The organism is Saccharothrix coeruleofusca (assembly GCF_017876325.1).
In the GTDB taxonomy this organism is placed as follows: domain Bacteria; phylum Actinomycetota; class Actinomycetes; order Mycobacteriales; family Pseudonocardiaceae; genus Actinosynnema; species Actinosynnema coeruleofuscum.
Window position 1 is genome coordinate 2,563,971 of the sequence record NZ_JAGINV010000001.1, and the last position, 23,215, is coordinate 2,587,185.

Sequence of the window (23,215 nt, forward strand, 5' to 3'; positions counted from 1 at the left end):
GCGTCCACGTCGACCGGGGCTGCTCGGTGCACCTGGTCAGTGCAAGTCGACGTACGCCGCAGGCGGGCCGTTGCCCGCGCTGTTGCGCGCCAGCACGGTGGCCCGGACCAGTTGGCCCGCGGTGTTGGGATCGGGTCCGATGGTGGCGGAAGTGTGGGGGGTCTCCCCGTAGAACGCGCACGAGTCGCCGAAGTCGGTCCAGCGGCAGGCGACCACGCCGTAGAGGACGGCCTCGTGCCCGTCGTCGGCGGGTGGCGACCAGGTCAGCACGAGGTTCTCCCCCTCCCAGCGGGCGGCCAGGCCCTGCGGCGCGCTGGGCGCCACCACGCCGCTCTGCACGAACGCCTCCCCGGTGCTCCTGTCGCAGGTCGCCGACGCGGTCTGGGTGGCGATCACCCGGTCCTGGCTGGACCCGGAGGCAGGCGCGGTGTAGCGCCCGTCGGGGGTGATCGAGCCGAGCGCGGGCTCCGCGAGGGACCAGGTGATCGGCTGGGCGTTGTCGCACCCGACCGACTCGGCGGTGAACTGCGTGCTCTCGCCCGGTCTCACCCGGCGAGTGGTCGGTGAGACCCTCAGGGTGGTGATCTTGCCGCTGGACTCCCAGAGCGGCCACTCGTCGGTGTAGACGCTGGTGCTGCGGTCCAACCCCAGCGGCGGCACGCGGAAGGTCAGCGCGACGTTGACGCCGAGCAGGACCTTGCCCCAGGGCGTCCGGTCGGAGTCGGCGTCGAAGGCCAGCGACGGGGTGACCTGCAGGCCGGGACCGGCGACGTTGTACAGCCGGATCTGCAGGTCGACCGGTAGTGCGAGCTTGACCTGCGCCTTTGCCCCCAGGTGTGGGTCGAAGGTGGTGGCCGGAGCCGTGGTGAGCGTCTTCGGGGTCCACTCACCGGTCTCGCCGCTGTAGGAGAGGCTGCCGCCGACGACCTGTTCGTAGGAGGCGTTGAAGGTGAACTGCAGTGATCCTTCGGCGCCGAGCGTGCCGTTGAGCGTGAACTCGGGGCACGTCACCAGCGGGAACCAGCCGATCCAGGTCGTGAAGCATGGAAACTTGTACTCCAGCAGGGGTTTCTCGGGTTGGTACGAACCGGAGAACTGCGGGGTGAGCTGGCCGGTGATCGACGCCTGGACGGTGGCGCGCGCGGTGAGCGAGGCGCTCTTGAGCTTGAGCCAGGACATGTCCAGGTCCATCGACCAGTCCGGCGTGATCGCCACGTGACCGGTCACCGAGGCCTCGAAGCCCACGTGGGCCTCGGACTGCTCCTTGGTCTCGCTGGAGTGCGACTGCGGTTTGAAGGTGAAGTCCGTGCCGAACCCGCCGAGCGACTGCTCGGCCTCGACGCGAGCTTCCGGCACCAGCGAGCGGACCTGCCCGCCGCGCATCCAGTCGGCCCTGGGGGCGACCCGTAGCGACGAGGTGTCGATCGCCTCTTGGAGCCTGGCGTCGGTGGTCATCAGCACTACCTTCTCGCCCGAAGTGCGCACCTCCGTGATCTTGCGCAGCAAGCCCTTGCGGGGTCTGGGCAGTCTGGCCTCGGCAACGATGATCTGTCCCTGGTCGAGCTTCTTCACCTGCGGGGTGGCCTGCTCGAACACCACGCGGTCGCGGGCGACGCGGCTGATGGCGTCCATGCTGTTCGCGGTCAGCTTGACGGTCTTGCCGTTGATCTTGTAACCGGGCTTGGCCTTGGCGGTGGCCGCTGCGGCGAGCCGGTCGCCCGTGCCGTTGACCGCGGTCACCGACACCGTGTGCACCACCTCGGGGTTCAACCCGGTCAGCCTCGTCTGGTGCACCGATCCCTGAACGGAGACCGACTTGTCGCCCGGCGAAGCGGTGACGGTGTAGGAGGTGATCGCCGCGCCACCATCGTCCTTCGGCGGCTGCCAGGCGACGTCGAGCGAACCCTGGACTCCGTCGGCCGAGGGGGTCGCCGACACCGATCGGGGCCTGCTCGGCGCGTAGGGCGGCTTGGGCACCGCGTCGGGGGAGGTGGCGGCCTTGCCGGTGCCAATCTTGTTGGTCGCGGCCACCGACACGGTCTGCGCCCTGCCGTTGGGCAGTCCGGTCAGGGTGGCGGTGCGGGTGTCGCCGTCGACGGTGACCTTCCGGCCCGACGGCGAGGCGCTCACTGTGTACCCGGTGATGGGGGCACCCCGGTCGGCGCCGGGATTCCAGTGCACCACCAGGCTTCCCTCCCGGCCGAACACCGAGTCGATGGTCGGCGGCAGGGGTCTGCGGGCGGTGCGGGGCACCACCGGCTCGGATCTGCGGGACGTGGGGGAGGACGCCTGACCGAGGGTTTCCACCGCGGTGAACCGGTACTTCGTGCCGTTGGTCAGTCCTTTGACGCGGGCGGAGGTCTTCTCCCGGTTCTTCACCACGGCGCTCTGGCCGCCCGGTGCCGCGGTGATGGTGATCGACCACTCCGCAGCCGGGTCGCGGTGCTGGTTGGCGGCCACGAAGACCACGTCGGCGGCCTCGTCGCGGGAGTACGCCTCGGTGATGTGCGGAGCACCGAGGCCGGGTGCCGCCTGCGCGGTGCCGACCGGCGCGACGATGGTGGCGAGGACCAGGAAAAGGACGATGAGCGGCGAAAAAAGGCGTGCGGAACCACGGCGTGGTCTCACGGAGTTCATCCCCTCGATCGCGAGAAATGAAAGCCGTCTGACCGTAGCGCGGTCAGCGGGCATCGGATATCGCTCGACGGTTCTGTTCGTGGTGACGAATTGTGTCGACCTGGTCCGTAAAAGTGCAGAAAGCGAAGAGCGGTCCCCACGAGTGGCTTATTGCGCTGGACCGTTCGGCGTAGGGAGTCCGCGTGATCAAGGAATTGCGAACGGCTGTCGATGGCGGTATTGGCGGACCTCGGGAACCGCAGGGGCGGGGTGGCGCGGTTTCGCCGCCTTGTCGTGAAATCGCCAACGGGCGTTTCCGGGCGGGAATTCGGCGGTCGTGCGGCAGGGGTGGCCCCTGTGCGGCGCTTCGCTCGCCGAGGGGCGGCGGTTGACACCGCGGCGGCCGTACTGCATCCTGCTTTCACTAGTTAACTAGTGAAAGGGTCATGGGTGATCGAGTTCCGGATCGACCGGCGCTCCGGTGTGGCCACCTACCAGCAGCTGGTCGACCAGACCAAGCACGCGCTGCGGCTGGGTCTGCTGCGGCCCGGCGACCAGTTGCCGACCGCGAAGCAGGTCGTGGCCGCCACCGCCATCAACCCCAACACCGTGCTCAAGGCCTATCGGGAGCTGGAGCGCGAGGGGCTGGTGGAGGGCAAGCGGGGCATGGGCACGTTCGTGTCGGCCTCGCTGGCCCAACCGGACGCGGGGGAGCTGCGCGAGCAGCTGACCGACTGGGTGCGCCGGGCACGCGCGGACGGGCTGGACCGCGAGTACGTCGAGGCCCTGTTCAAAGCCGAGCTCGACGCCCACTACTGAGGGGAACGGACAAGGATGACCACCTACGCGCTCGACGCGACGGCGCTGGGGATGCGCTACCGGCGCGGCTGGGGGCTGCGCGACTGCGAGTTCCAGCTGCCCACCGGTCGCATCTCGGCGCTGATCGGGCCCAACGGGGCGGGCAAGAGCACGCTCATGCGGCTGGCCACCGGCCTGCTGCGGCCCACCACCGGCTCGATCCGGGTGCTCGGGGAGGAGCCGGGTCGCCACGGGACGCACCGCAAGCTCGCCTTCCTGGCCCAGGACAAGCCGCTCTACCGCGGGTTCACCGTGGCGGAGATGCTGCGCGCGGGCGCGGTGCTCAACCCGTCGTGGGACGACGAGTACGCCTGGCGGCTGGTCCGCGAGGCGGACGTGCCGCCGCAGGCCAAGGTGGGCACGCTCTCCGGCGGCCAGCGCACCCGCGTGGCGCTGGCCATCGCGCTGGGCAGGCGACCCGAGGTCGTCCTGCTCGACGAACCGCTGGCCGACCTGGACCCGCTGGCGCGTGAGGACGTCATGCGGACCCTGATGGCCGAGGTCGCCGACAGCGGCATGACCGTGGTGCTGTCCTCGCACGTGATCGCCGACCTGGACGGCGTGTGCGACCACCTGCTGCTGCTCGCGGGCGGACGGGTGCGCCTGCAGGGCGACGTGGAGGACCTGCTGGCGCAGCACCGCGTGCTGATCGGCTCGCGCGAGCTGGTGATGCCCGACGGCGTCGTGGAGGCGCGCACCACCGAGCGGCAGGCGACGGTGATCGCCCGCACCGGTCCGGTGCCCGGCTGGGAAGCCGACGAGCCGTCGCTGGAGGAGCTGGCGATGGCGTACCTGCGGTCCGCGCGGGCGGTGGCGGCATGACCTGGGTGGCGTGGCGGCAGCAGCGGCTGCAGGTCCTGATCAGCCTGGCGATCATCACCGCGCTGGCGGCGGTGATGGTCTACACGGGCTTCGACGCGAGGTCGCTGGACGAGACGGCGGTGGAGGACAAGTACGGGATGTACCTGGGCTACCTCCAACTGCTGCTGCTCGCCCTGCCGGTGCTGCTCGGCGCGTTCGCAGGCGGACCGCTGTTCGCGCGGGAGATCGAGCAGGGCGCGCACGTGTTCAGCCTGACCCAGTCGATCGGGCGCACGCGCTGGTGGGCGACCAAGATCGCGGTGGCCGGGTTGCCGGTGGTCCTGGGCATGACGCTGCTGGGCCTGGTGAACGCCTGGGCCGACCCGGCGCTGTCCACCCTGCGCGGCGCCCGCCTGGCGATCCCGTCCTTCGAGGTGCAGGGGGTGGCGATCGGCGCGTACACCGCGCTGGCCTTCACCCTCGGCGCCACGGCGGGGCTGCTCGTGCGCAACACCCTGGGCGCCATGGTCACCGCCATCGTCGGGTACGTGCCGGTGCTGATCGCGGTGGGGAACGGGTTGCGCCCGCACTACGCCGAGCCGCAGGGCGGCGTGGTCGACTCGACCATGCTGCGGGAGAAGGCGTGGCGCGTCGAGACGAGCTACGTGGACGGCGCGGGCAACCCGGTGGACCTGCGTGCGGTTTGCGGGGACGACGTCAACCGGTGCTTCGAGGAGGGGAAGGTGCGCGTCCACGCGCTGTTCCACCCCGACGACCGGTTCTGGGCGTTCCAGGCGGTCGAGGCCGGGGTGTTCCTTGCGCTGAGCGCCGCGTTGCTGGGCCTGGGCGCCTGGGTGCTGCACCGCCGTCTCCGCCTGGCCTGACCAACGTCTGCAAGTACTACCCGAGGCCTCCACACGGGCCGCTAACTACTACCCGACGTGCCCGACCGCTCGGTTCGCGGTGTCCGGACGCGCGACTCGGGGCGGCTGTCACGACGGGACCGCGCCCGTGAAGAGCAGCAGGTTCGGCGAGTCCGGGGCGAGGCCGCCGATGACGCCCGGCGTCGCGTTGGCCCGCAGCGCGTCGGCCACCGCGGTGGCCGGGTCGGTCGGGAACCGCTGCCGCCACAGCGCGGCGGCGCCCGCCGCGTGGGCGGAGGCGGTGGCACCGCTGATGGTGGCGTACACGTCGTCGGCGGTGCCCCACGCCGAGGTGATCTGCGCGCCGGGCGCCCACACGTCGATGCAGCCGCCGTGGTTGGACCAGCTCGTCTTGGCGTCGGTGCGGTCGGTGGCGCCGACGGTGGTGGCCAGCGGCGTGCTGCCGGGGGAGAAGTCGCAGGCGTTGGCCCCGGAGGCGCCGGAGACCACCGAGTAGTGCACGTTGGCGTTGATCGAGGCGGTGATCGCGTCGTTGAGCGGCCGGTAGAACGACCCGCCCGGGCTCATCAGCGCCACCGACGGCCTGCCGCCGCTGTCGCGGGTCAGCCAGTCCACGCCCGCCAGGACCTGGCTGTAGGAGCCCGCACCGGAGCAGTCCAGCACCCGCACCGACACCAGCGTGACGTCCTTGGCCACGCCCGTGCTCTGCCCGCCGATGGTGCCCGCCATGTGCGTGCCGTGGCCGTTGCAGTCGCCGCCGGGCGGGGTGACGCCGCCCACCGCGTCGACGCCCGGCACCGCCGAACCGCCGAACTCCTGGTGGGAGTAGCGGATGCCGGTGCCGACGACGTACGCCCGCACGTCCGGCGCGGTGTTCGCGTGGTGGTACTTGGCGTCCAGGGGCAGGGAGCGCTGGTCGATCCGGTCCAGGCCCCACGACGGCGGGTCCGGCTGCACCACCACCTCCCGCGCGGAAACCGCGTCGGGCAGCCGGACCACCAGGTCCTGGGCGACGTAGGCGACTCGCGGGTCCGCGGCCAGGCTCCTGGCCGCGGCCGGGGTGGCGCGCACCGAGAAGCCGTGCAGCGCCGAGGTGTAGGTGTGCTCCACGCGGCCCGATCGGGTCACGAGCGAGCGCGCCGCGGCGGTGTCCTGTCCGGGGTGGAGGACTACGACGTAGCTGCCGTCGACGGCTTCGCCGTGGCCGCTGTAGAGCACCGCCCGTTGTGCCGCACTCGCGGGTGCGGCGACCGCTCCGGTCAGCAGCACCGCCGCCAGGACGTGCTTGATCTCCATCGTTCCTCCAACCGCGGGGCGGATTCGGGGACTCCTGGAAACCACAGCACGGCCCCGTGGTCCGCGACAGGGCCGATCGGAGCCGTTGGCCGCGGAACGGCACCGGGTCCCTCCCCACCCCCATGGGGAGGGACCCGGCGGGCTGCACCCGCCTGCGCGGTCCGCACCGGATATGGCGGGGGACCTCCGCTCGGGGATGGCACCAGCGTCCCCGACCCTTCCTGCAACGGGCCTGCAACGGGCTTGCAGCCATCCGGCAGGCCGACCCCGCCGCGGTCCGGAGTGGAGTGATCGGGTGCACCCGAATGGATCAAGGAGGCCCCGTTCACCTGTCGGCGGCACACCTGGAAGGCTGAACGACGGCATGGGAACAGTGAGTGAGTCATCCCTCACTCGATTGGGTATCCCATAAGCCGAACGTGCGCGGCGATGGTTGGGAGCACCGGTGGAGGACCGCACGATCGCCGGGAGGTACCGGCTGACTGACAGGATCGGCTCGGGCGGGATGGGGGTGGTGTGGCGGGCCCAGGACACCCGGCTGCGGCGGGTCGTCGCGGTCAAGGAGCTGCTGTCGCACACCGGCTTCGACGACGAGGCCACCCGGCGGGCGGTGCGGGAGGGGCGGATGGCCGCCCGGTTGCAGCACCCCAACGTCATCGCGCTCTACGACGTGGTCGAGCACGACGGCCACCCGTGGCTGGTCATGGAGTACCTGCCCTCGCGCAGCCTCGCGGCGATCCTGTCCGAGCGCGGCAGGCTGCCGCACGAGGAGGCGCAGCGGCTGGGCGCGCAGCTGGCCGCGGGCCTGGCCGCCGCCCACCGGGCGGGCGTGGTGCACCGCGACGTCAAGCCCGCCAACGTGCTGGTGACCGAGTTCGGCACGGTCAAGGTCACCGACTTCGGCACCTCCCGCGCGGCCGACGAGGTCACCGTCACCGCTTCCGGGATGCTGGTGGGCACCCCCGCGTACCTGTCCCCCGAGGTGGCCCGCGGCGCCAAGGCCGACTTCCCGTCCGACGTCTACGGGCTCGGCGCGACGCTCTACGCCGCCGTCGAGGGGGAGCCGCCGTTCGGCCTGGACAGCAACACCATCGCCCTGCTGCACCGCGTCGCCGAGGGCAAGTACGCGCCGCCGCGGCACGCCGGGCCGCTGACGCCGGTGCTGGAGCGCCTGCTCGACCCGGAGCCCTCGACCCGGCCGAACATGGCCGAGGCCGCGGAGATGCTCCAGGAGGGCCGCGTGCTCGACCCCGCGCCGACCGCGGTGCTGAGCACTCCCACCCCGCCCGCGCCGACGCTGGTGGAGGAGCCGGTGGAGCCGGAGCCCGCCGGTTCCGAGCCGGTGGCACCCACCACCGCGCCCCCGGCTGCCGAGTCCTCGGCTCCGGAGTCCCCGACTCCCGAACCCCTGGTCCCCGCACCGGCTCCGACCCCCGAGCCACCGGCGGGGGACAGCGGCCGACGGCGCGCCCGGATCGCCCTGCTGGCCGTGGTGGTGCTGGCCGTCGCCGCGCTGGCCTTCCTGCTCACCCGCAACCTGGGCGACGACGGTCAACCCTCCGGCGACGGGACCACCCCCACCGCTGCGGCGACTACCACCTCCGCGGGTGAGCAGCCGCCGCCCGCCACGTCCGGCGAACCCACCACGACCGCGACGTCCCAGCAGCAGACGACCACCACCGGGACCACCACGACCACCACCGAGCAGCAGCCGCCCCAGCAGCCACCCCAGCAGGTCGGCCCGGACCAGGCGGTGATCGACTACTACGGCCTGCTGCCCGGTGACCAGCAGAGCGCCTTCGGCAGGCTGACCGACCGCTTCAAGGCCGAGCGCAACCTGTCGTTCGCCAACTACCAGGACTTCTGGAACCGGATGAGCGCGGTGGCGGTCTCCGACGTGCGGTCCGAGGGCGACCAGGTCTTCGCCACGGTGACCTACACCTTCAAGGACGGCCACACCGAGCGGGAGCGGCACGTCTACTCGATGGTCAACGTCAACGGCCAGTGGGCCTTCGACAGCCAGCGCGGCGCGTAGGTCGGGCCCGATCGGGTAGTCCCGGCGCATGGAGCACACCGACCCGATGCGCGACCAGGACGCCGAACAGCGCACCTCGCTGGCCGAGGAGGGAGCCGACCCGGTCGACCGGGGCGAGCTCCAACCGGGCAGGCCCAACCGGCCGGAGGCCGACCCGACCGGCACCATCGGCACGGCCGACCGGTCCGTGGCCGACGACCCCGACCGGGGCTGATCGTGCGCGTGGTGGTGCTGTCGGACACGCACGCCCCGCGTCGCTGGAAGTCCTGCCCGCCCGCCGTGGCCGAGCACCTGCGCCACGCCGACGTCGTCCTGCACGCCGGGGACGTCTGCGTGGCGCCGGTGCTCGACGAGTTGGCCCAGTACGCGCCGGTGACCGCGGTGCTGGGCAACAACGACGGACCGGACGTGGCGGCGTGGGGCGCGCCGGAGACCGTCGAGCTCGACCTGGCGGGACTGCCGGTGGCGATGGTCCACGACAGCGGCCCGGCCACCGGCCGCACCGCCCGGATGCGCCGCCGCTTCCCGAACGCCCGGCTCGTCGTCTTCGGCCACTCCCACATCCCCCTCGACGCGACCGGTGACGGGGTGCGCGTGTTCAACCCCGGATCGCCCACGGACCGCCGCCGCCAGCCGCACGGCACCATCGGGTTGCTGCGGATCGAGGAAGGATCGCTGGTCCAAGCGCGTATCGTCGAGGTGACCTGACCGGGACGGGGCCTGCCCCGACCGCACCGGGTCACCTCTCCGAGGCGTCTTGAGAGCACAGGGCGTCGATCGGCAGTGCGCCTGCGCACCCAGCGGCGTGAGTCGGAACCGCCGGGGTGCCGAAGGGACGTGGACGTGGACCTGAACCTGGAGCCGCTGAGGAAGCGCGTCGGAGCGGCGCTGTTCGACCGCGTCGCGGGCCCGCAGGGCGAGCGCGCCCGCGACCGCATCCACGGCGCGGCCGGTCCCCGCTGGTTCGGCCCGGACCGGCCGATCCGGCGGGTGCACGGCGACGCCGCGATGTTCGTCGGCGGGCTGCGGGCGCTGCTGCTGCAGTCGCTGCACCCGCTGGCCATGGCCGGGGTCGCGGGGCACTCGGACTACCGCCAGGACCCGTGGGGGCGGTTGCAGCGCACCAGCACCTTCCTGGCCACCACCACCTTCGGCACCGCGGCGCACGCCGAGGCCGCGGTGCGCCGGGTCCGCGCGATCCACCAGCGCGTGCGCGGGGTCACCGCCGACGGCGTGCCTTACCACGCGGCCGACCCGCACCTGCTGGAGTGGGTGCACGTGGCCGAGGTGGACAGCTTCCTGCGCTGCCACCAGCGCTACGGCGCGACGTCGCTGACCCCGGCCGAGGCCGACGGCTACGTGGCCGACACCGCGCGGGTGGCCCTCGCGCTGGGGGTGCCCGACCCGCCGACCACCACCGCCGCGCTGGCCGCCCGCCTCGCCGCGTACCGGCCGGAGCTGCGCGGCACCCCCGAAGCGCGGGAAGCGGCATGGTTCCTGCTGGTTAAGCCGCCGATCCCGGGGCCGGTGCGGGCGCCCTACGCGGCGCTGGCCGCCGCCGCGGTGGCCTCGCTGCCGGTGTGGACCCGGCTGCCGCTGCGCCTGCCGTTCCTGCCCGTCTTCGAAGCCACCGCCGCCCGCCTGGCGGGCCACGGCGTCACCAGGGTGGTGCGCTGGGCGCTGCCCCCGGTCGTGGATGCGCCGCACGGGGATGATCGGGCCGCCGGTTGACCGGACCTGGTAACGCCATCCCGCCGTGAGTAGATTCACCCTCGGGGTGAGCCGATGTTATTCCAGGTGCTCGGTCCGCTGCAGGTCTGGGACGGCCACGACTGGGCGGCGGTCCGCGCGCCGCAGCAGCGCGTGCTGCTCGCGGTCCTGCTGACCGAGCCCGGCCGCGCGGTCAGCGCCGACCGGCTGGTGGACGCCATCTGGGGCGACCACCCACCGCGCACCGCGCTGAACACCGTGCAGGGCTACGTGGTGCGCCTGCGCAGGCTCCTTGGCGACAACGGCGGGGCCCGGCTGGTCACCCGCGGCGCGGCCTACCAGCTGGTGGTGCCCGAAGGGCAGGTGGACGCCGCGGTGTTCGAGCGCTGCGTGGAGTCCGCGCAGCGCGAGCTGGCCGCGGGCGAGCTGGAGGCGGCGGTCGGGCGGCTGGCGGAGGGGCTGCGGCTGTGGCGCGGTCAGGCGTTCCAGGACGTGCCCGCCAGCGACGCGCTGGCCGCCGAGGTGACGCGGCTGGAGCAGCGCCGGGTGACCGCGCTGGAGCTGCGGCTGGGTGCCCAGGTCGAACTGGGCCGCCACGCCGAGGTGGTCGACGAGCTGACCCGCCTGGTGCAGCGGCACCCGCTGCGCGAGGGACTGCGCGCGCTGCTGATGACCGCGCTGTACCGGTGCGGGCGGCGGGCCGAGGCGCTGGCGGTCTACCGCGCGGGCCGCGCCCTGCTGGTCTCGGAGTTGGGGGTGGAGCCGGGGCCGCAGCTGCGCGAGCTGGAGCGCGCCGTGCTCGCCGACGACCTGCGGCTGCTGCCGTCCCGGCCTGCCGCCCGGCCGCGCGCGGTACCCGCCCAGGTGCCCGCCGGGGTCAGCCTGTTCACCGGCCGCGCCGGGCAGCTGCGCCTGCTGGACCGGGTCGTGGGCCAGGCCCACGAGACCGGGGCGGTGCCCATCGTGGTGATCACCGGCACGCCGGGCGTGGGCAAGACCGCGCTGGCCAGGCACTGGGCGCACCGCGCCCGCGACCGGTTCCCCGACGGTCAGCTGCACGTGGACCTGCAGGGCAACGCCACCGCGCCGCCCACCCCGCCGCTGACCGCGCTGTCGCGGCTGCTGCGCGGGCTGGACGTGCCGCCCGACCGGGTGCCAACCGACCTGGAGGAGGCCGCCGCGCTCTACCGCAGCGAGCTGGCGGGCCGCCGCGCGCTGGTGGTCCTCGACGACGCCCGCGACCTGGAGCAGGTGCGACCGCTGCTGCCGGGCACGCCCGGTTGCGCGGTGGTGGTGACCAGCCGCGGCGCGCTGACCGGCCTGGTGGCCCGCGACGGCGCGCACAGCGTCCCGCTGGACGTGCTCACCGCCGAGGAGGCCCGCGCACTGCTGACCGGCCTGCTCGGCGCGCGGCGCGCCCGAGCCGAGCCCGAGGCGCTGGTCCGGCTCGCGGAGCTGTGCGCCCACCTGCCGCTGGCGCTGCGCATCGCCGCGGCCAACCTGATCACCAACCCGACCGGGTCGCTGACCTCCTACACCGACCGGCTGGCGGGCAACCGGCTGGCCGCGCTGCGGGTCGACGGCGACGAGCAGACCGCCGTGCGCACCGCGTTCGAGCTGTCCCACGCGGCGCTGGGCGAGCCCACCCGGCGGCTGTTCGCCCTGCTCGGCTCGTTCCCCGGCGCGGACTTCACCGCCGAGGCCGCCGCCGCGCTCAGCGGCGACCCGGTGACCGAGGTGGCCGGGCTGCTCGACGAGCTGGCCGCCGCGCACATGCTCACCCGGCCCGCGCCCGGCCGCTACGGCTACCACGACCTGCTGCGGCTGTTCGCCCGCGAGCAGGACCTGCCCGCCGCCGAGCGGGACGCGGCGGTGCTGCGGCTGCACCGCTGGTACCTGCGGGCGGTCGACGCCGCCGCCTCGGTGCTCTACCCGCAGATGATCCGGCTGACGCTGCCCGGCAGGCCCGCGCCCCAGTCGGTGTTCGCCGACCACGCGGCGGCCTCGGAGTGGCTGGACGCCGAGCGGGGCAACCTGGTCGCCGCGGTGACCCACGCGGCGCGGCACCGGCCGCTGCCCGAGGCGGGTCTGCTGGCCGAGGCCCTGCGCGGCTACTTCTGGCTGCGGATGCACACCGTGGACTGGCTGGCCGTGGCGCACGCCGGGCTGAGCATCGGCGAGGCCAACCAGGACGACCGCGCGCAGGCTGCGGCGTGTCTGAGCATCGCCGACGCCCACCACCGGCAGGGCCACCACCGGCAGGCCACCGAGTACTCCACCCGCGCGCTGGAGCACGGCGGGCGCGGCGGCTGGCTGGAGGGGCAGGCCGCGGCGCTGGGCAACCTGGGCAACCTGGCGCGCACCTCGGGCAGGCTGGTCGAGGCCGCCGAGCACCACGAGCGGGCCTTCGAGCTCAACCGCCGCACCGGCAGGCTGACCAACCAGTTCAACAACCTGAGCAACCTGGGCATCGTCTACCGGCACCTGGGCAGGCTGCGCCAGGCGCTGGACAAGCACGCGCAGGCGCTGGCGATCAACGAGGAGATCGGGTCGCGACAGGGCGAGGCGAACGGCCTGACCTACCTCGGCGGCGTCTGGCGGGACCTGGGCGAGCTGGACGGCGCGGCGGACCACCTGGAGCGGGCGCGGGCACTGCACCGCGAGCTGGGCGACCGGGGCGGCGAGGCCGACGCGACGGGCGAGCTGGCCGCCGCCCACCACGAGTCGGGCAGGCACGCCGAGGCCGCGCGGCTGGCCCGCGACGCGCTGGAGCTGGCCCGCGAGGCGGGCTACCGGCGCGGTGAGGTGGACGTGCTGGTGGTGCTGGGCCTGGCGCACCAGGCGCTGGGCGGGCACGCCGAGGCGATCGGCCACCTCCGCGAGGCGCTGGCCACCGCGCGCGCCGCGTCGTACCGGTTCGGCGAGGTCAAGGCGATGATCGGGTTGGCGGCCGCGCGCCGCGACCTGCCCGACGCCGAGCGCGCGCTGGCCGTGGCGGTGGAGACCGGCTACCGCCTGCTGGAGGCACGGGCCCGCACGCTGTGCGCGGAGCTGCACCTGGCGGCCGGAGCGGTGGACGCCGCGGTGGAGTCCGCGAGCAGGGCGCTGGACCTGCACCGCGAGATCGGCCACCGACAGGGCGAGCAGGCCACCACCCGCCTCCTGACCCGAGCCAGGGCCCTCACCCCCTGACCCCGCGAGTCGAACGCTCGGGTACCGCGAACTCCGCGTTCGCGCGCGGCCTCAAGGTGACCGTGTGCACCTCGGCCGGTGACTGGTACCGCGGCACGCCCGGCTGACCGAGTCGCCCGCTCGGCCGGAGTGGTGAGGTGCCGCTCCGGTCGAGGTCGTGAACACCCGAGTCCCCGCAGGCCCCACTCGCACCAAGGGCGCGGGGACTCAGCGGGTGCCGCGAGGCTGGAGCACCGCCCTCAGGGCGCGCCTGCCCGTCACACCGAGCTTGGCGTAGACCCGCCCCAGGTGGTTGTCCACGGTCCGCACCGACAACTCCAACCGGCGCGCGATGGCCGGGCTGGACAGCCCTTCCCCGGCCATCGCCGCGATGTCCCGCTCCCTCGGCGTCAACCCGACCAGCCGTTCGACCAGCAGCAGCGGGGTCCGCGCCAGCGGGCACTCCAGCCGGGCCGAAGCGGCGTGCTCGCGGGAGCGGACCGCCGCGACCGCTCGGCCCGCGCGCTGGTGCGCCAAGGCCGCGGTCGTGGCCGCCTCCGCGGCGAGCAGCGGCATCCCCAGGTCCTCGAACGCGGCCGCCGTCCCGTCCAGCGCCGTCGCGTCGCCCGACGCCAACGCGGTCGCCGCGGCCGCCAGCACCGGTGCGGCCGGACCGGGCAGGAGGCCGGTCAGCTCGTCCAGCCTGCGCCGCACCGGCCGGGGTGAGCCGAGCCGGGCCGCGTCGTACAGCGCCGTCGCCTCGAAGGCGTGGTCGCCGCGGTCGCGTGCCACAGCGGCGGCGGCGCGGGCGTGCCGTGCGCCGCGCAGTGAATCGCCCCCGGCCGCCGCTGTCCACGCCGCGGCCAGCTCCACCCACGGCTCGAAGCCCCGCCCGGCGGTGACCGCTTGGTCCAGCCACTGCCGCGCTCGCGCCGCGTCACCGGCCAGCGCGTGCGCCGAGGCCAGCTCCGCGCAGCACAACCGCACCGGACCGGCGGGCTCGGGGCCGTCGAGGAGGGTGACCGCCTGGTGCAGCGCCTCGATCGCGGTGCTCACGTCGCCGCGCAGCCGGGCCACCACCCCCCGACCGACCGCCCAGCCGCCCGCGTCCGCCGCCGACCCGGTGCGCACGGCCGCGCGGTACCGCTCGGCGGCCAGCCCACCCGCGCCGGGCAGGGTGCCGTCCAGGAACGCCCGGACCAGCCCCATACCCGTGCGGACGCGCGGAGGCGTCAACGAGCCCGTGGGGCGGTAGCGCCACAGCCCGGCCCGGCCGGGCGCCAGCTCACCGGACCGCCGCGCCGAGGTGACCAGGTCGCGCAGCCTGGCGGGCACGCCCTGGCTGCGCTCGTGCAGCAGCCGGGCGCTGACCTCGTCGGCGGGGCCGCCGAGCGCCTCGCGCAGCACCCCGGCGGTGGCCGCGACCGACAGCGGCGGCAGTTCGACGCGGGCCAGCACCTCGTCCTTCCACAGCGAGGTCACCGCGTCCGGCGCGGGCTCACCCTCGCGCGTGGTCACCAGCAGCACCGCGTCACCGGCGGTGGCGAGGTGGTGCACGGCCGCGGCGGAGGCGTCGTCGAGCAGGTGGGCGTCGTCCACCACCACGAGCGCGCCGTGCAGGCGTGTGCGCACCTTGCGCAGCGCGGCAGGCCGGTCCCCGCCGGGGTCGGGATCGGCCAGCAGGTGCCGGACCGCGCCGAACGGGATGGTCGCCGTGCTGCGCGTGGCGGTGACCCACTCGGTGCGCCCGCCACCGGCCAACCACACCGCGGCGGCCCGTCGGGCGGTGCTGGTGCGGCCGAGTCCGGCCCGGCGGGCCGAGAGGACCACACCGGGGCGGGACGCCGCGACGGCGACCCGAACCTCCTCGTCACGACCCAGGAACGGCCAGTGGGGCGCGGCCCCGGTTCCCGTCTTCGCCTCGCTCATCGCCCCATCCTGGGAAGCGCCGCTGAGCGCGCGCTGAGCAGGCGCTTGCCGTGGGCCAGGGGAGCGCCGACGTCGACCAATCACGTCGAACCACCAGGTGGACGCGGGGAGTGCCACCGGTGGTCGGAGCACCCCGGACTCACCGGGAGGACGCCAGCGGCGGGGGAGCGACCCCACGAGAGCAGCGCGACTGCCCAGCCCGTCCGGCGCAGCGCGCTGCGCGGACCGGTGGGACCGGCGTCGTCGTGGTTCACCCGGCCGTGTCGAGCAGCAGCCGCGCGGCCACCGCCGCCCCGTCGGCCCGGACCTCGCCCGACACGGCCTCGGCCCGCGCTCGGGTCTCCGGTCTCATGGCAGCGGCCAGCGCGGCGGACAGGGAGTCCGAGGTCGGGGTCGAGCCCTCGTGCGCCGCGCCGATGCCCAGTTCGGCTACCCTGGCGGCCCAGCGCGGCTGGTCCGCGATCTGGGGCACCACCACCTGGGGCGCGCCCGCCCTGGCGGCCGTCAGCGTGGTGCCCGCGCCGCCGTGGTGCACCACGGCGGCCACGCGGCCGAACAACGCCTGCTGGTTGACCTCGCCGACGACGAAGCAGTCCTCGGCGTCGTCGACCGGTGTCAGCCCGGCCCAGCCACGGGCGAGCACGACCCGGCGGCCCTGGGCGCGGACCGCCTCGATGGCCACGCGGGCGATGTCCTTCGGGACGTACGAGGCCATGCTGCCGAAACCCACGTACACCGGTGGCGCGCCCGCCGCCAGGAAGGACTCCAGTCCTTCGGGTAGCGGGCGGTCGTCGGGCAGCACCCACGCCCCGGTCTGCACGACGTCGAGGTCGGTCATGCCCCGCGACGGGCACAGCACCGGGTCCGCCGCCAGCCACGGCCGGTCGGTCAGGACGTGGTCGCGGACGTTGTCCACCGGCGGCAGGCCGATCGCCGCGCGGTGGCTGTTGAGCGCCTCGCCGTACAAGGCGTTCACCCGCTGGGCGTCCTGCTGCCACAGCACCCGGTTGTCGGTCTCGCCCTCCGGGGACGGCTTGCCCGGCCGCGCCCCAGGGGGGAACTGCCGCGACGGCAGCCCGAGCAGGTGGAAGCAGGCGAGCACGTAGCGGATGCCCAGCTTCTCGGCCACGTCCCGCGCGCCCGCGGGCATCAGACCGGTCGCCACCAGCGCGTCGCACCCCTCGGCCGCCGCGGGGAGCGTTTCGAACCGCTCGGCGACCAGCCGGGCGGCCAGCCGGAAAGCGTCTTCCACCGTCGGGCGCTCCGGTCGGGCGACCACCGAGCGCACCGTCGGCCCCAGTGGCACCAGCGGTACGCCTACGCGGGCCAGCAGTTCGGCGAACTCCTCGTCCGGCGGTGCGCACACCCGTGCCTCGGCGCCCAGCCCCCGCAGCGCCACGGCGAGTGCCGCCAGCGGTTCCACGTCCCCGCGCGACCCCCACGACGTCAGCAGCACACGCATTCCCGGCCCCCTGTTTGCGCACGTCCCGGCTTCGGGCGGCAAGTGTGGAGCAGGTCCCCGGTCTTGCCGCAAGCCCCCTGGACCGCTATACCTTGAAGGTGGCGGGGAGCGTCATCCCCTCCTGCGCCACCGGTTCCCGGCCCGTGCGGCGGCCGAGCCGCCCCGGAACGCGGTTCGGCTCGTCGCCCTGGCGGGACGACGAGCCGAGGGTGCTGCTCGTGCCGGTGCGGAGCGGATCAGTAGGCCATGAACAGGATCTCGTCACGGGAGTAGTCGTGACCGGGGTGGTTCTCCTTGAGGTGCTGCTGGGTCTTCGCCACCAGGTCGTCCTCGTCCTGGCCGGTGATCCGCTCGCCGCAGGGGCAGGTGATGTTGCGCTTCATCCTCGTCCTTCCCGGTCCGTCCTAGGCGGACAGTGCCTCGTCCAGCGTCGGGTGCACCACCAGCACCCGGTCCAGCGCCACCAGGCCCAGCGCCCGCAGCACCGCCCGGTTCGCCGCCACCACGCGCAGCGCCTGCCCGCACAGCTCGTGCGCCTCGACCAGCGCGCCGAGCCCGGTGGAAGCCAGGAACCCGACTCCTGTCAGGTCTACCACGAGCAGGCGGGGGTCGGTCTCGTGCGCCGCGCGCACGGCCGACCGCAGCTGCTCCACGGTGGCCATGTCGATCTCGCCCGCGACGGTCACGACCTCCGCGTCACCACGTCGTTCGCGTGTCACCCGCAGGGCTGAATCCGCCACGGCGGACGCGGGTTGTTCCGGCCTGCTCATGCGCGACTCGTCCCTTTCTCCTGGCTCACTCACATGGGGGATCTCGAACACGGCAAATCGTAGATCGTCACGGCTCCCGCGGCCCGGCGGGCCCGGTGCCGCCTCCCGCCTCCCGGCGGATGCGGCCCGCCCCGCCGTGCGGGAAGCTGTGGTGGCTGCGAAGGACGGTGCCCCGATGAACTCCCCGACCCACGGGCCCGCCCACATCCTGGTCGTGGACGACTTCGAGACCAGCCGCTGCCTCACCGCGGGCAGGCTGCGCCGCGGCGGGCACGAGGTGACCGAGGTGGTCACCGGGGCCCAGGCGTTGCGCGTGCTGGGCGAGCAGGACGTCGACCTGGTGATGCTGGACGTGCGGCTGCCCGACATCGACGGCTACGAGGTCTGCAGGCGGATCAAGGCCGACCCGCGCACCTCGGCCATCCCGGTGATCCACGTCTCGGCCACCCCCGTGGGGACCGACACCCGGACCGCGGGCCTCAACCGCGGCGCGGACGCCTACCTCACCGAGCCGGTCGACCCCGACGAGCTGCTGGCCACCGTGGAGGTGTCGCTGCGGCCGTACCGGGCGCGCAGGCTGGCCGAGCGCCTGGCCGATCGGCTCGCCCGGCTCACCGCCGCGACGCTGCGCGTCAACGGCGCGGCCACGTTCGCCGAGCTGGCCGCCGCGGCCGCGACGGGGACGGCCGAGGTGTTCGGCACGTCCGCCGTGGTGCTGGTCGGCAACACCGACAACGCGGTCTGCGCGGCCAGGGCCGATGGCGCGGGGGCGGGCGGCGTGAAGGTGACCACGCGCACGCTGGTGGCTCCGGTGCTGCGGGAAGTGGCCGTGGCCGCCGAGCACGCCGACCTGGCGGTGGTGACCGACTTCCCCGGCCGGGAGGGCATGGCGACGGCGGTGGCGATGGCACGGGGCAAATCCCGGCGGGCGCCGGTGTGCGTCGCGGTGGAGGCCGCCGCCGCGGCCACCGACGAGGACCGCGGCCTGCTGCGCCAGTTGGCGCAGACCACCGCGCTGGCCGCCGACGCGCTGCGCGCGTTCGCCGAGGAGCACGACCTGGCGCTGGCGCTGCAGCGCGGGATGCTGCCGCAGAGCCTGCCCGAGGACACCGGCCTGCCGATGGCGGTGCGCTACGTGCCCGCCTCGGCCACCGCCGAAGTCGGCGGTGACTTCTACGAGGTCACCGAGTTGGACGGCAAGCTGCTGGTGGCCATCGGGGACGTGTGCGGGCACTCCATCACCGCGGCCACCATCATGGGCGAGGTCCGGCACGCGCTGCGCGCCTACGCCGTGGAGGGGCACGACCCGGTCGCGCTCCTGACCCGGTTGGACCGGATGCTGGAGCGCTTCCACCCGCTGCGCGGCCTGACCACCGTGTGCTTGCTGCTGGTGGACCTGGAGGGGGGCACCATGACCGTGGCCAACGCCGGGCACGTGCCGCCGCTGGTGGCCGACGCGGCGGGCGCGCGCTACCTGGAGGTGGCCGGACCGCTGCTGGGCGTCGGCCTGCCGCACCCGCCCGCCTCGGTGGTGCCGCTGCCGCCGGGCACGCTGGTCGTGCTCACCACGGACGGGCTGGTCGAGCGCTCCGGAGTGGACCTCGACGAGGGCATGGAGCTGCTGCGCGCGGCGGTGTCCTGGGACGACGACGGGGAGGAACTGTGCGACCGGCTCATCGAGCGGTTCGGCCGGGACAAGCGGGACGACATCGCGCTGCTGGTGTTCCGGCGTCCGTGACGGGACTGCCGGGGGTGGGCGGGTGAGCGTCCCCGTGCACCGGTTCGACCTGGACGGCCCGGACCGGCCTCCGCTGTCGGAACTGCGCGCCGAGGTGCGCCGGTTGCTGGCGCACCTGCACCCGGACGTGGTGGCCGACGTGGAGCTGGTGGTCACCGAGCTGGCCACCAACGCCTTCGAGCACGCCAGGGCGCCGTGGTGCGCCAAGGTGTCGCTGCCTCCGGGCGCGGTGCGCGTCGAGGTCGACGACGGCACCCCGGACCTGGTGCCCGAACCGGGCAGGTCCACGCTGGGCTCCCTGCGTGGCAGGGGAATGCTCATGGTGCAGGCGATCAGCGCCGAGTGGGGCGTGCTGCGCCGTCCCGGTGGCAAGACGGTGTGGGCGCGGCTGCCCGCGTGACGGGGCTCGACGACCGCGCCGCGCGAGAGCTCAGGTCGGCTCGCCCGGGGACGTGGTCGCGCCGGGTGGCACCGCCGGTGTGGCGACCAGGTCGAAATCGACCGTCGTGCCGTGCTCGTCGTGGTGGAACACCGCCCGCTCGCCGATGGTCCGGATGATCTGCATCCCGCGCCCGCGGTGGCCCTTGTCCGCGGGCGCCGGACGCCACGTCCCGCGATCGCGCACGGTGACGTGGACGCCCCGCGCGGTGGTCGCCACCTCGTAGTCGAACTCGCCCGGTCCGTCCGGGTAGGCGTGGTCCACCGAGTTGGCCGCCGCCTCCCCGAGGGTGAGCTGCAGGTCGTCGACCAGGTCCGCGGGCAGACCCGCCACGCCCGCCCACGCCGCGACGCGGCGGCGCATCGCGGCCAGCTCACCCGCCAGGGCGGGCACGCGGGCGCGCAGCGGCTCGGGCAGGCGCCGGACCACCACCAGCGCCACGTCGTCCCGGTCGTCGGTCAGCAGCGCGTCGGCTATGGCGGTGGCCATCCCCTCCGGAGCCAGCTCGTGGGCGTCGCGGGCGGCGGTCAGCAGCCGCTCCCGGCCCTGTTCCACCGGTGCGCCGCGGCGCTGGAGCAGGCCGTTGGTGTAGAGCACGACCGAGGCGCCCGGCGTGAGCGCGGCGGTCCGGTCGTGGTGGGGCGGCCCGCCGGGGGTGCCCAGCGCCGGGCCCGCGTCGCCGGGCAGGAACCGCGCCCACCCGCCGTCGACCACCAGCGGCGGCGGGTGCCCGGCAGCCGCCCAGCGCAGCGCGCCGGTGGCCCAGTCCACGGTCGCGCAGGCGCAGGTGCTGCCCGCCGCGCCGTCGACCCGCCGGGCGAAGGTGTCCAGGCGCCGCAGCGCGGCGGCGGGGGAGTGGCCCTGGAGCAGGTACCCGACCAGGGCGCTGCGCAGCCTGCCCACCACCGCGGTGGTGCTGCCCCCGCCCGCCACGTCGCCCACCGACAAGGCCACCGCCGTGCCGGTCACCGGCAGCACCTCGTACCAGTCGCCGCCGACGCGGGCGTGGTGCGCGGTGGGCAGGCGGCGCGCGGAGATCGCCAGCCGGTCCAGCGCGGGCGGCGGGTCGTGTCGCGGCGCCTCGGCGATCCCGTGCTCGCGGTGCGGCGGTGGTTCCCCCTCGGTCCCGGTGGACCGCTGGGCGGCGGCACGCCCGATGGCCCGCACACCGGTCGCGGTGACCTGGACGCTGAGCTCCAACGCCACCACCGAACCATCCGCCCGGCGCAGCCGCCACACCTCGTCGACCACCCGCGCGGTGGACGGGTCGGCGGCCAGCGCGAACGGTCCGCTCTCCTCGCCCGGCACCGCCAGCTCGGTCACGCCGACGCCCAGCAGCCGTTCCCGGCTGTACCCCAGCAGCGCGCAGGCGGCCGGGTTGGCCTCGACGAAGCGCAGGTCGCGGTCGAGCGCCCAGATGCCGTCGGCGGCCCGCTCGACCAGCAGCCGGTGCCACCCCTCCCGGTCCCGCAGCGCCGCTTCGGCGTGCGCGCGCCGCGACGACTCCCAGCACCGGACCGCTACCGCCGACACGAGTTCGACCTCTTCGGGCGTCCAGCGCCGCGCGGTCGACTGGTGCACCACCAGCGCCGCGGCGAACCGCCCGCCGCGCGACAGCGGCACGCAGACCGCCGCGCGGACGCCCGCGCGCTCGTAGGCGGCCAGGTCACGCCCGACCAGCCGTGGATCGCTCCCGCTGTCCGCGACCACCCACGGCCGCCCGGCGCGCAGGGACCGCAGGCAGTCCTCGCCGAGCTCGCTCGCGGCGACCCGGCCGGGCAGCCGGGGCAGCCCGGTGGCGTGGTCGCCGCTGATCACGAAGTGGTCCTCGCCCGGCTCGGCACGGGCCTGGGCGCAGCGGTCGGCGCCCAGACGCCCGCCCAACAGCCGGGTCGCCGCGGCCACGACCTCCTCGGTGTCGTCGAGCCGTCGCAGCTCGCGCTCGACCAGCGCCAGGAAGCGGTGCCGCTCCTCGGCGGCGCACAGGCCGGAGACGTCGACCATCACACCTTGCAGGACCAGGGCCGCGCCATCGGCGTCGCGGACCACGTGCACCTTCTCGTGCAGCCACAGCACGCGCCCGCCCGCGGTGACCGCGCGGTAGAGCAGCTCGAAGTCGTCGCGGCCCGCGATGTCCCACCGCGCGGCACCGGCGGCGCGGTCACCGGGGTGGACCAGGGTCGCGGGGAAGTCCGGCTCGGCCAGCCAGCGGCGCACCGGGTGGCCCAGCAGCGCCTCGGCGTGCGCGGAGACGAAGGTGAAGCGCCGGGTGCGCGGGTCGGCCCGCCAGACGACCGCGCCGACGTCGTCCACCAGGGTGGACGTCCCCGGTCGGTCCTCCTGCGGCCCGGCGCTCATGCGCGCGGAGCCGTCCCGTCTGGACGACCGGCGGGACGGGTGGCGGGGATGACGGGACCTGGCACCGCTGGAGCCTATCGAGACGCGAGCCGGGAACGTGGACCGACGGGTGTTTCGGAGATCACGGTTGGAAACGGCGCGAAGTGGAGAAACATGGGGACATGCACAGCCAGTTCTCCTCGCGTCCCGGCGCCGACCTGTTCGGCCACCCGGACGCCCAGCAGTCGCAGACCTCCGCGCGTCAGTCCGGCGAGCCCTCGGAACAGGACCTGGTCCTGGGTCCGCTGGCCAACCCGAAGCGCACCCGTCTGAACTGAAGCCGCCCCGTCCGGCCCCGGCGACCGCCGGGGCCGGACGGTCGTGCGCTCCCAGCCCGGCTCAGCTCCTCGAACACCACTCCATCGATCGGGCGTCCCCGACGGCACGCCCGATCGTCGACCCGCGCCCCCGGCGTCGTCACGGCGGCTCCGGACACCGCTCAGGGGACACCGCTCAGGGGACACCGCTCAGGGGACACCGCTCAGGGGACACCGCTCAGGGGACACCGCTCAGGGGACACCGCTCAGGGGACACCGCTCAGGGGACACCGCTCAGGGGACACCGCTCAGGGGACACCGCTCAGGGGACACCGCTCAGGGGACACCGCTCAGGGGACACCGCTCAGGGGACACCGCTCAGGCGACGGCGACGTGCCACCCGCCGATCATCGGCGCGTGCGAGACGGCCAGGTCCACCAAGTCCTGCCTGCGCTCCTCGGGCACGCCGGGCAGCTCGACCTTCAACCGCGCGTCCAGGTCGTAGGTCTGCGTTCCCTCGTGGCGCAGCGACACGCCCGCGGTCACCTGGCAGCCGGTCAGGTCGTCACCCGCCGACGAGGCGATCACCGCGAGGCTCTGGTGCAGGCAGGTCGCCAGCGCCGCGGCGTAGAGCTGCTCGGGGTTCCACCCGCCGCCGGGACCGGCCAGCTCGCGCGGGGCGGCGACGGCCAGCTCCGCGGGCTCGGCGTCGTCCACCCGGACCGACGCGCGGGTGGACACGGCCGTGGTGGTGTAGAGCTGCGTGGCGCTGCTGGTCATGGGGTGCTCCTGTCGCAGTCGGTGCGGGATCGGGGGTACCCCCTGTGCCCGCTGTCATGCGGACCGCGCTGT

The 23,215-nt window shown here is 74.6% G+C and carries 19 protein-coding genes; 11 read left to right on the forward strand and 8 right to left on the reverse strand.

Annotation, left to right across the window (positions count from 1 at the left end; genetic code table 11):
* Nucleotides 1–36: 36 nt before the first annotated feature.
* Complete coding sequence (locus JOF41_RS11785; RefSeq protein ID WP_209618571.1) at nt 37–2,628, reverse strand: fibronectin type III domain-containing protein; 2,592 nt, start codon at nt 2,626–2,628, stop codon at nt 37–39.
* A gap of 438 nt (nt 2,629–3,066) precedes the next feature.
* On the opposite strand from JOF41_RS11785, the gene JOF41_RS11790 reads away from it, so the two are divergent.
* The 3 genes from JOF41_RS11790 to JOF41_RS11800 are packed head-to-tail and all read left to right on the forward strand — an operon-like array spanning nt 3,067 to nt 5,159.
* Nucleotides 3,067–3,435, forward strand: coding sequence for a GntR family transcriptional regulator (locus JOF41_RS11790; RefSeq protein WP_189223726.1), 369 nt, complete (start codon nt 3,067–3,069; stop codon nt 3,433–3,435).
* A gap of 15 nt (nt 3,436–3,450) precedes the next feature.
* On the forward strand, nt 3,451–4,296 hold the full coding sequence (locus JOF41_RS11795) for an ABC transporter ATP-binding protein (protein WP_189223725.1): 846 nt from the start codon (nt 3,451–3,453) through the stop codon (nt 4,294–4,296).
* The gene (locus JOF41_RS11800) at nt 4,293–5,159 is read left to right on the forward strand and encodes an ABC-2 membrane transporter-related protein (RefSeq protein WP_189223724.1); all 867 of its coding nucleotides are present in this window, start codon (nt 4,293–4,295) and stop codon (nt 5,157–5,159) included. Before JOF41_RS11795 ends, JOF41_RS11800 begins: the two co-directional genes overlap by 4 nt.
* 108 nt (nt 5,160–5,267) lie before the next feature.
* On the opposite strand, the gene JOF41_RS11805 is transcribed toward JOF41_RS11800, so the two are convergent.
* Nucleotides 5,268–6,455: a S8 family peptidase gene (locus JOF41_RS11805; RefSeq protein WP_209618574.1), complete on the reverse strand. Its 1,188-nt coding sequence runs from the start codon at nt 6,453–6,455 to the stop codon at nt 5,268–5,270.
* A gap of 445 nt (nt 6,456–6,900) precedes the next feature.
* Between JOF41_RS11805 and JOF41_RS11810 the strand changes: the two genes are divergently transcribed.
* The 5 genes from JOF41_RS11810 (at nt 6,901) to JOF41_RS11830 (ending at nt 13,392) form a co-directional block, all read left to right on the forward strand.
* Entirely contained in the window at nt 6,901–8,490 is a 1,590-nt protein-coding gene (locus JOF41_RS11810; protein WP_307867381.1) for a serine/threonine-protein kinase, read from the forward strand.
* Between the two features lie 28 nt (nt 8,491–8,518).
* Entirely contained in the window at nt 8,519–8,704 is a 186-nt protein-coding gene (locus JOF41_RS11815; protein WP_189223722.1) for a hypothetical protein, read from the forward strand.
* Between the two features lie 11 nt (nt 8,705–8,715).
* A complete protein-coding gene (locus tag JOF41_RS11820) occupies nt 8,716–9,198 on the forward strand; it encodes a metallophosphoesterase family protein (protein ID WP_307867382.1) in 483 nt (160 codons plus the stop codon).
* Nucleotides 9,199–9,327: 129 nt separating this feature from the next.
* Nucleotides 9,328–10,221 carry an oxygenase MpaB family protein gene (locus JOF41_RS11825; RefSeq protein WP_307867383.1) on the forward strand — a complete coding sequence of 298 codons (894 nt, stop codon included), beginning with the start codon at nt 9,328–9,330 and terminating at the stop codon, nt 10,219–10,221.
* Nucleotides 10,222–10,275: 54 nt separating this feature from the next.
* Nucleotides 10,276–13,392: an AfsR/SARP family transcriptional regulator gene (locus JOF41_RS11830; RefSeq protein ID WP_209618579.1), complete on the forward strand. Its 3,117-nt coding sequence runs from the start codon at nt 10,276–10,278 to the stop codon at nt 13,390–13,392.
* Between the two features lie 207 nt (nt 13,393–13,599).
* On the opposite strand, the gene JOF41_RS11835 is transcribed toward JOF41_RS11830, so the two are convergent.
* From JOF41_RS11835 to JOF41_RS11850, 4 genes are all read right to left on the reverse strand, one after another.
* Complete coding sequence (locus JOF41_RS11835; protein WP_209618582.1) at nt 13,600–15,300, reverse strand: helix-turn-helix transcriptional regulator; 1,701 nt, start codon at nt 15,298–15,300, stop codon at nt 13,600–13,602.
* A 250-nt stretch (nt 15,301–15,550) separates the two neighbouring features.
* Nucleotides 15,551–16,762 (reverse strand): glycosyltransferase, encoded by a 1,212-nt coding sequence (locus JOF41_RS11840; RefSeq protein WP_209618586.1) that lies wholly within the window; start codon nt 16,760–16,762, stop codon nt 15,551–15,553.
* Between the two features lie 236 nt (nt 16,763–16,998).
* A complete protein-coding gene (locus JOF41_RS11845; protein WP_189223716.1) occupies nt 16,999–17,145 on the reverse strand; it encodes a DUF1059 domain-containing protein in 147 nt (48 codons plus the stop codon).
* A 21-nt stretch (nt 17,146–17,166) separates the two neighbouring features.
* Nucleotides 17,167–17,532, reverse strand: a complete 366-nt coding sequence (locus JOF41_RS11850) for an STAS domain-containing protein (RefSeq protein ID WP_189223715.1) — start codon at nt 17,530–17,532, stop codon at nt 17,167–17,169.
* A 175-nt stretch (nt 17,533–17,707) separates the two neighbouring features.
* Between JOF41_RS11850 and JOF41_RS11855 the strand changes: the two genes are divergently transcribed.
* On the forward strand, nt 17,708–19,270 hold the full coding sequence (locus tag JOF41_RS11855; protein ID WP_209618589.1) for a fused response regulator/phosphatase: 1,563 nt from the start codon (nt 17,708–17,710) through the stop codon (nt 19,268–19,270).
* A 22-nt stretch (nt 19,271–19,292) separates the two neighbouring features.
* Entirely contained in the window at nt 19,293–19,670 is a 378-nt protein-coding gene (locus JOF41_RS11860; protein ID WP_229795645.1) for an ATP-binding protein, read from the forward strand.
* 30 nt (nt 19,671–19,700) lie between these two features.
* Here JOF41_RS11860 and JOF41_RS11865 read toward each other — a convergent pair whose 3' ends face one another.
* The gene (locus tag JOF41_RS11865) at nt 19,701–22,067 is read right to left on the reverse strand and encodes a SpoIIE family protein phosphatase (RefSeq protein ID WP_209618592.1); all 2,367 of its coding nucleotides are present in this window, start codon (nt 22,065–22,067) and stop codon (nt 19,701–19,703) included.
* A gap of 161 nt (nt 22,068–22,228) precedes the next feature.
* Between JOF41_RS11865 and JOF41_RS11870 the strand changes: the two genes are divergently transcribed.
* On the forward strand, nt 22,229–22,384 hold the full coding sequence (locus tag JOF41_RS11870) for a hypothetical protein (RefSeq protein ID WP_189223712.1): 156 nt from the start codon (nt 22,229–22,231) through the stop codon (nt 22,382–22,384).
* A 357-nt stretch (nt 22,385–22,741) separates the two neighbouring features.
* On the opposite strand, the gene JOF41_RS11875 is transcribed toward JOF41_RS11870, so the two are convergent.
* Nucleotides 22,742–23,143 (reverse strand): OsmC family protein, encoded by a 402-nt coding sequence (locus JOF41_RS11875; protein WP_189223711.1) that lies wholly within the window; start codon nt 23,141–23,143, stop codon nt 22,742–22,744.
* Nucleotides 23,144–23,215: the final 72 nt, after the last annotated feature.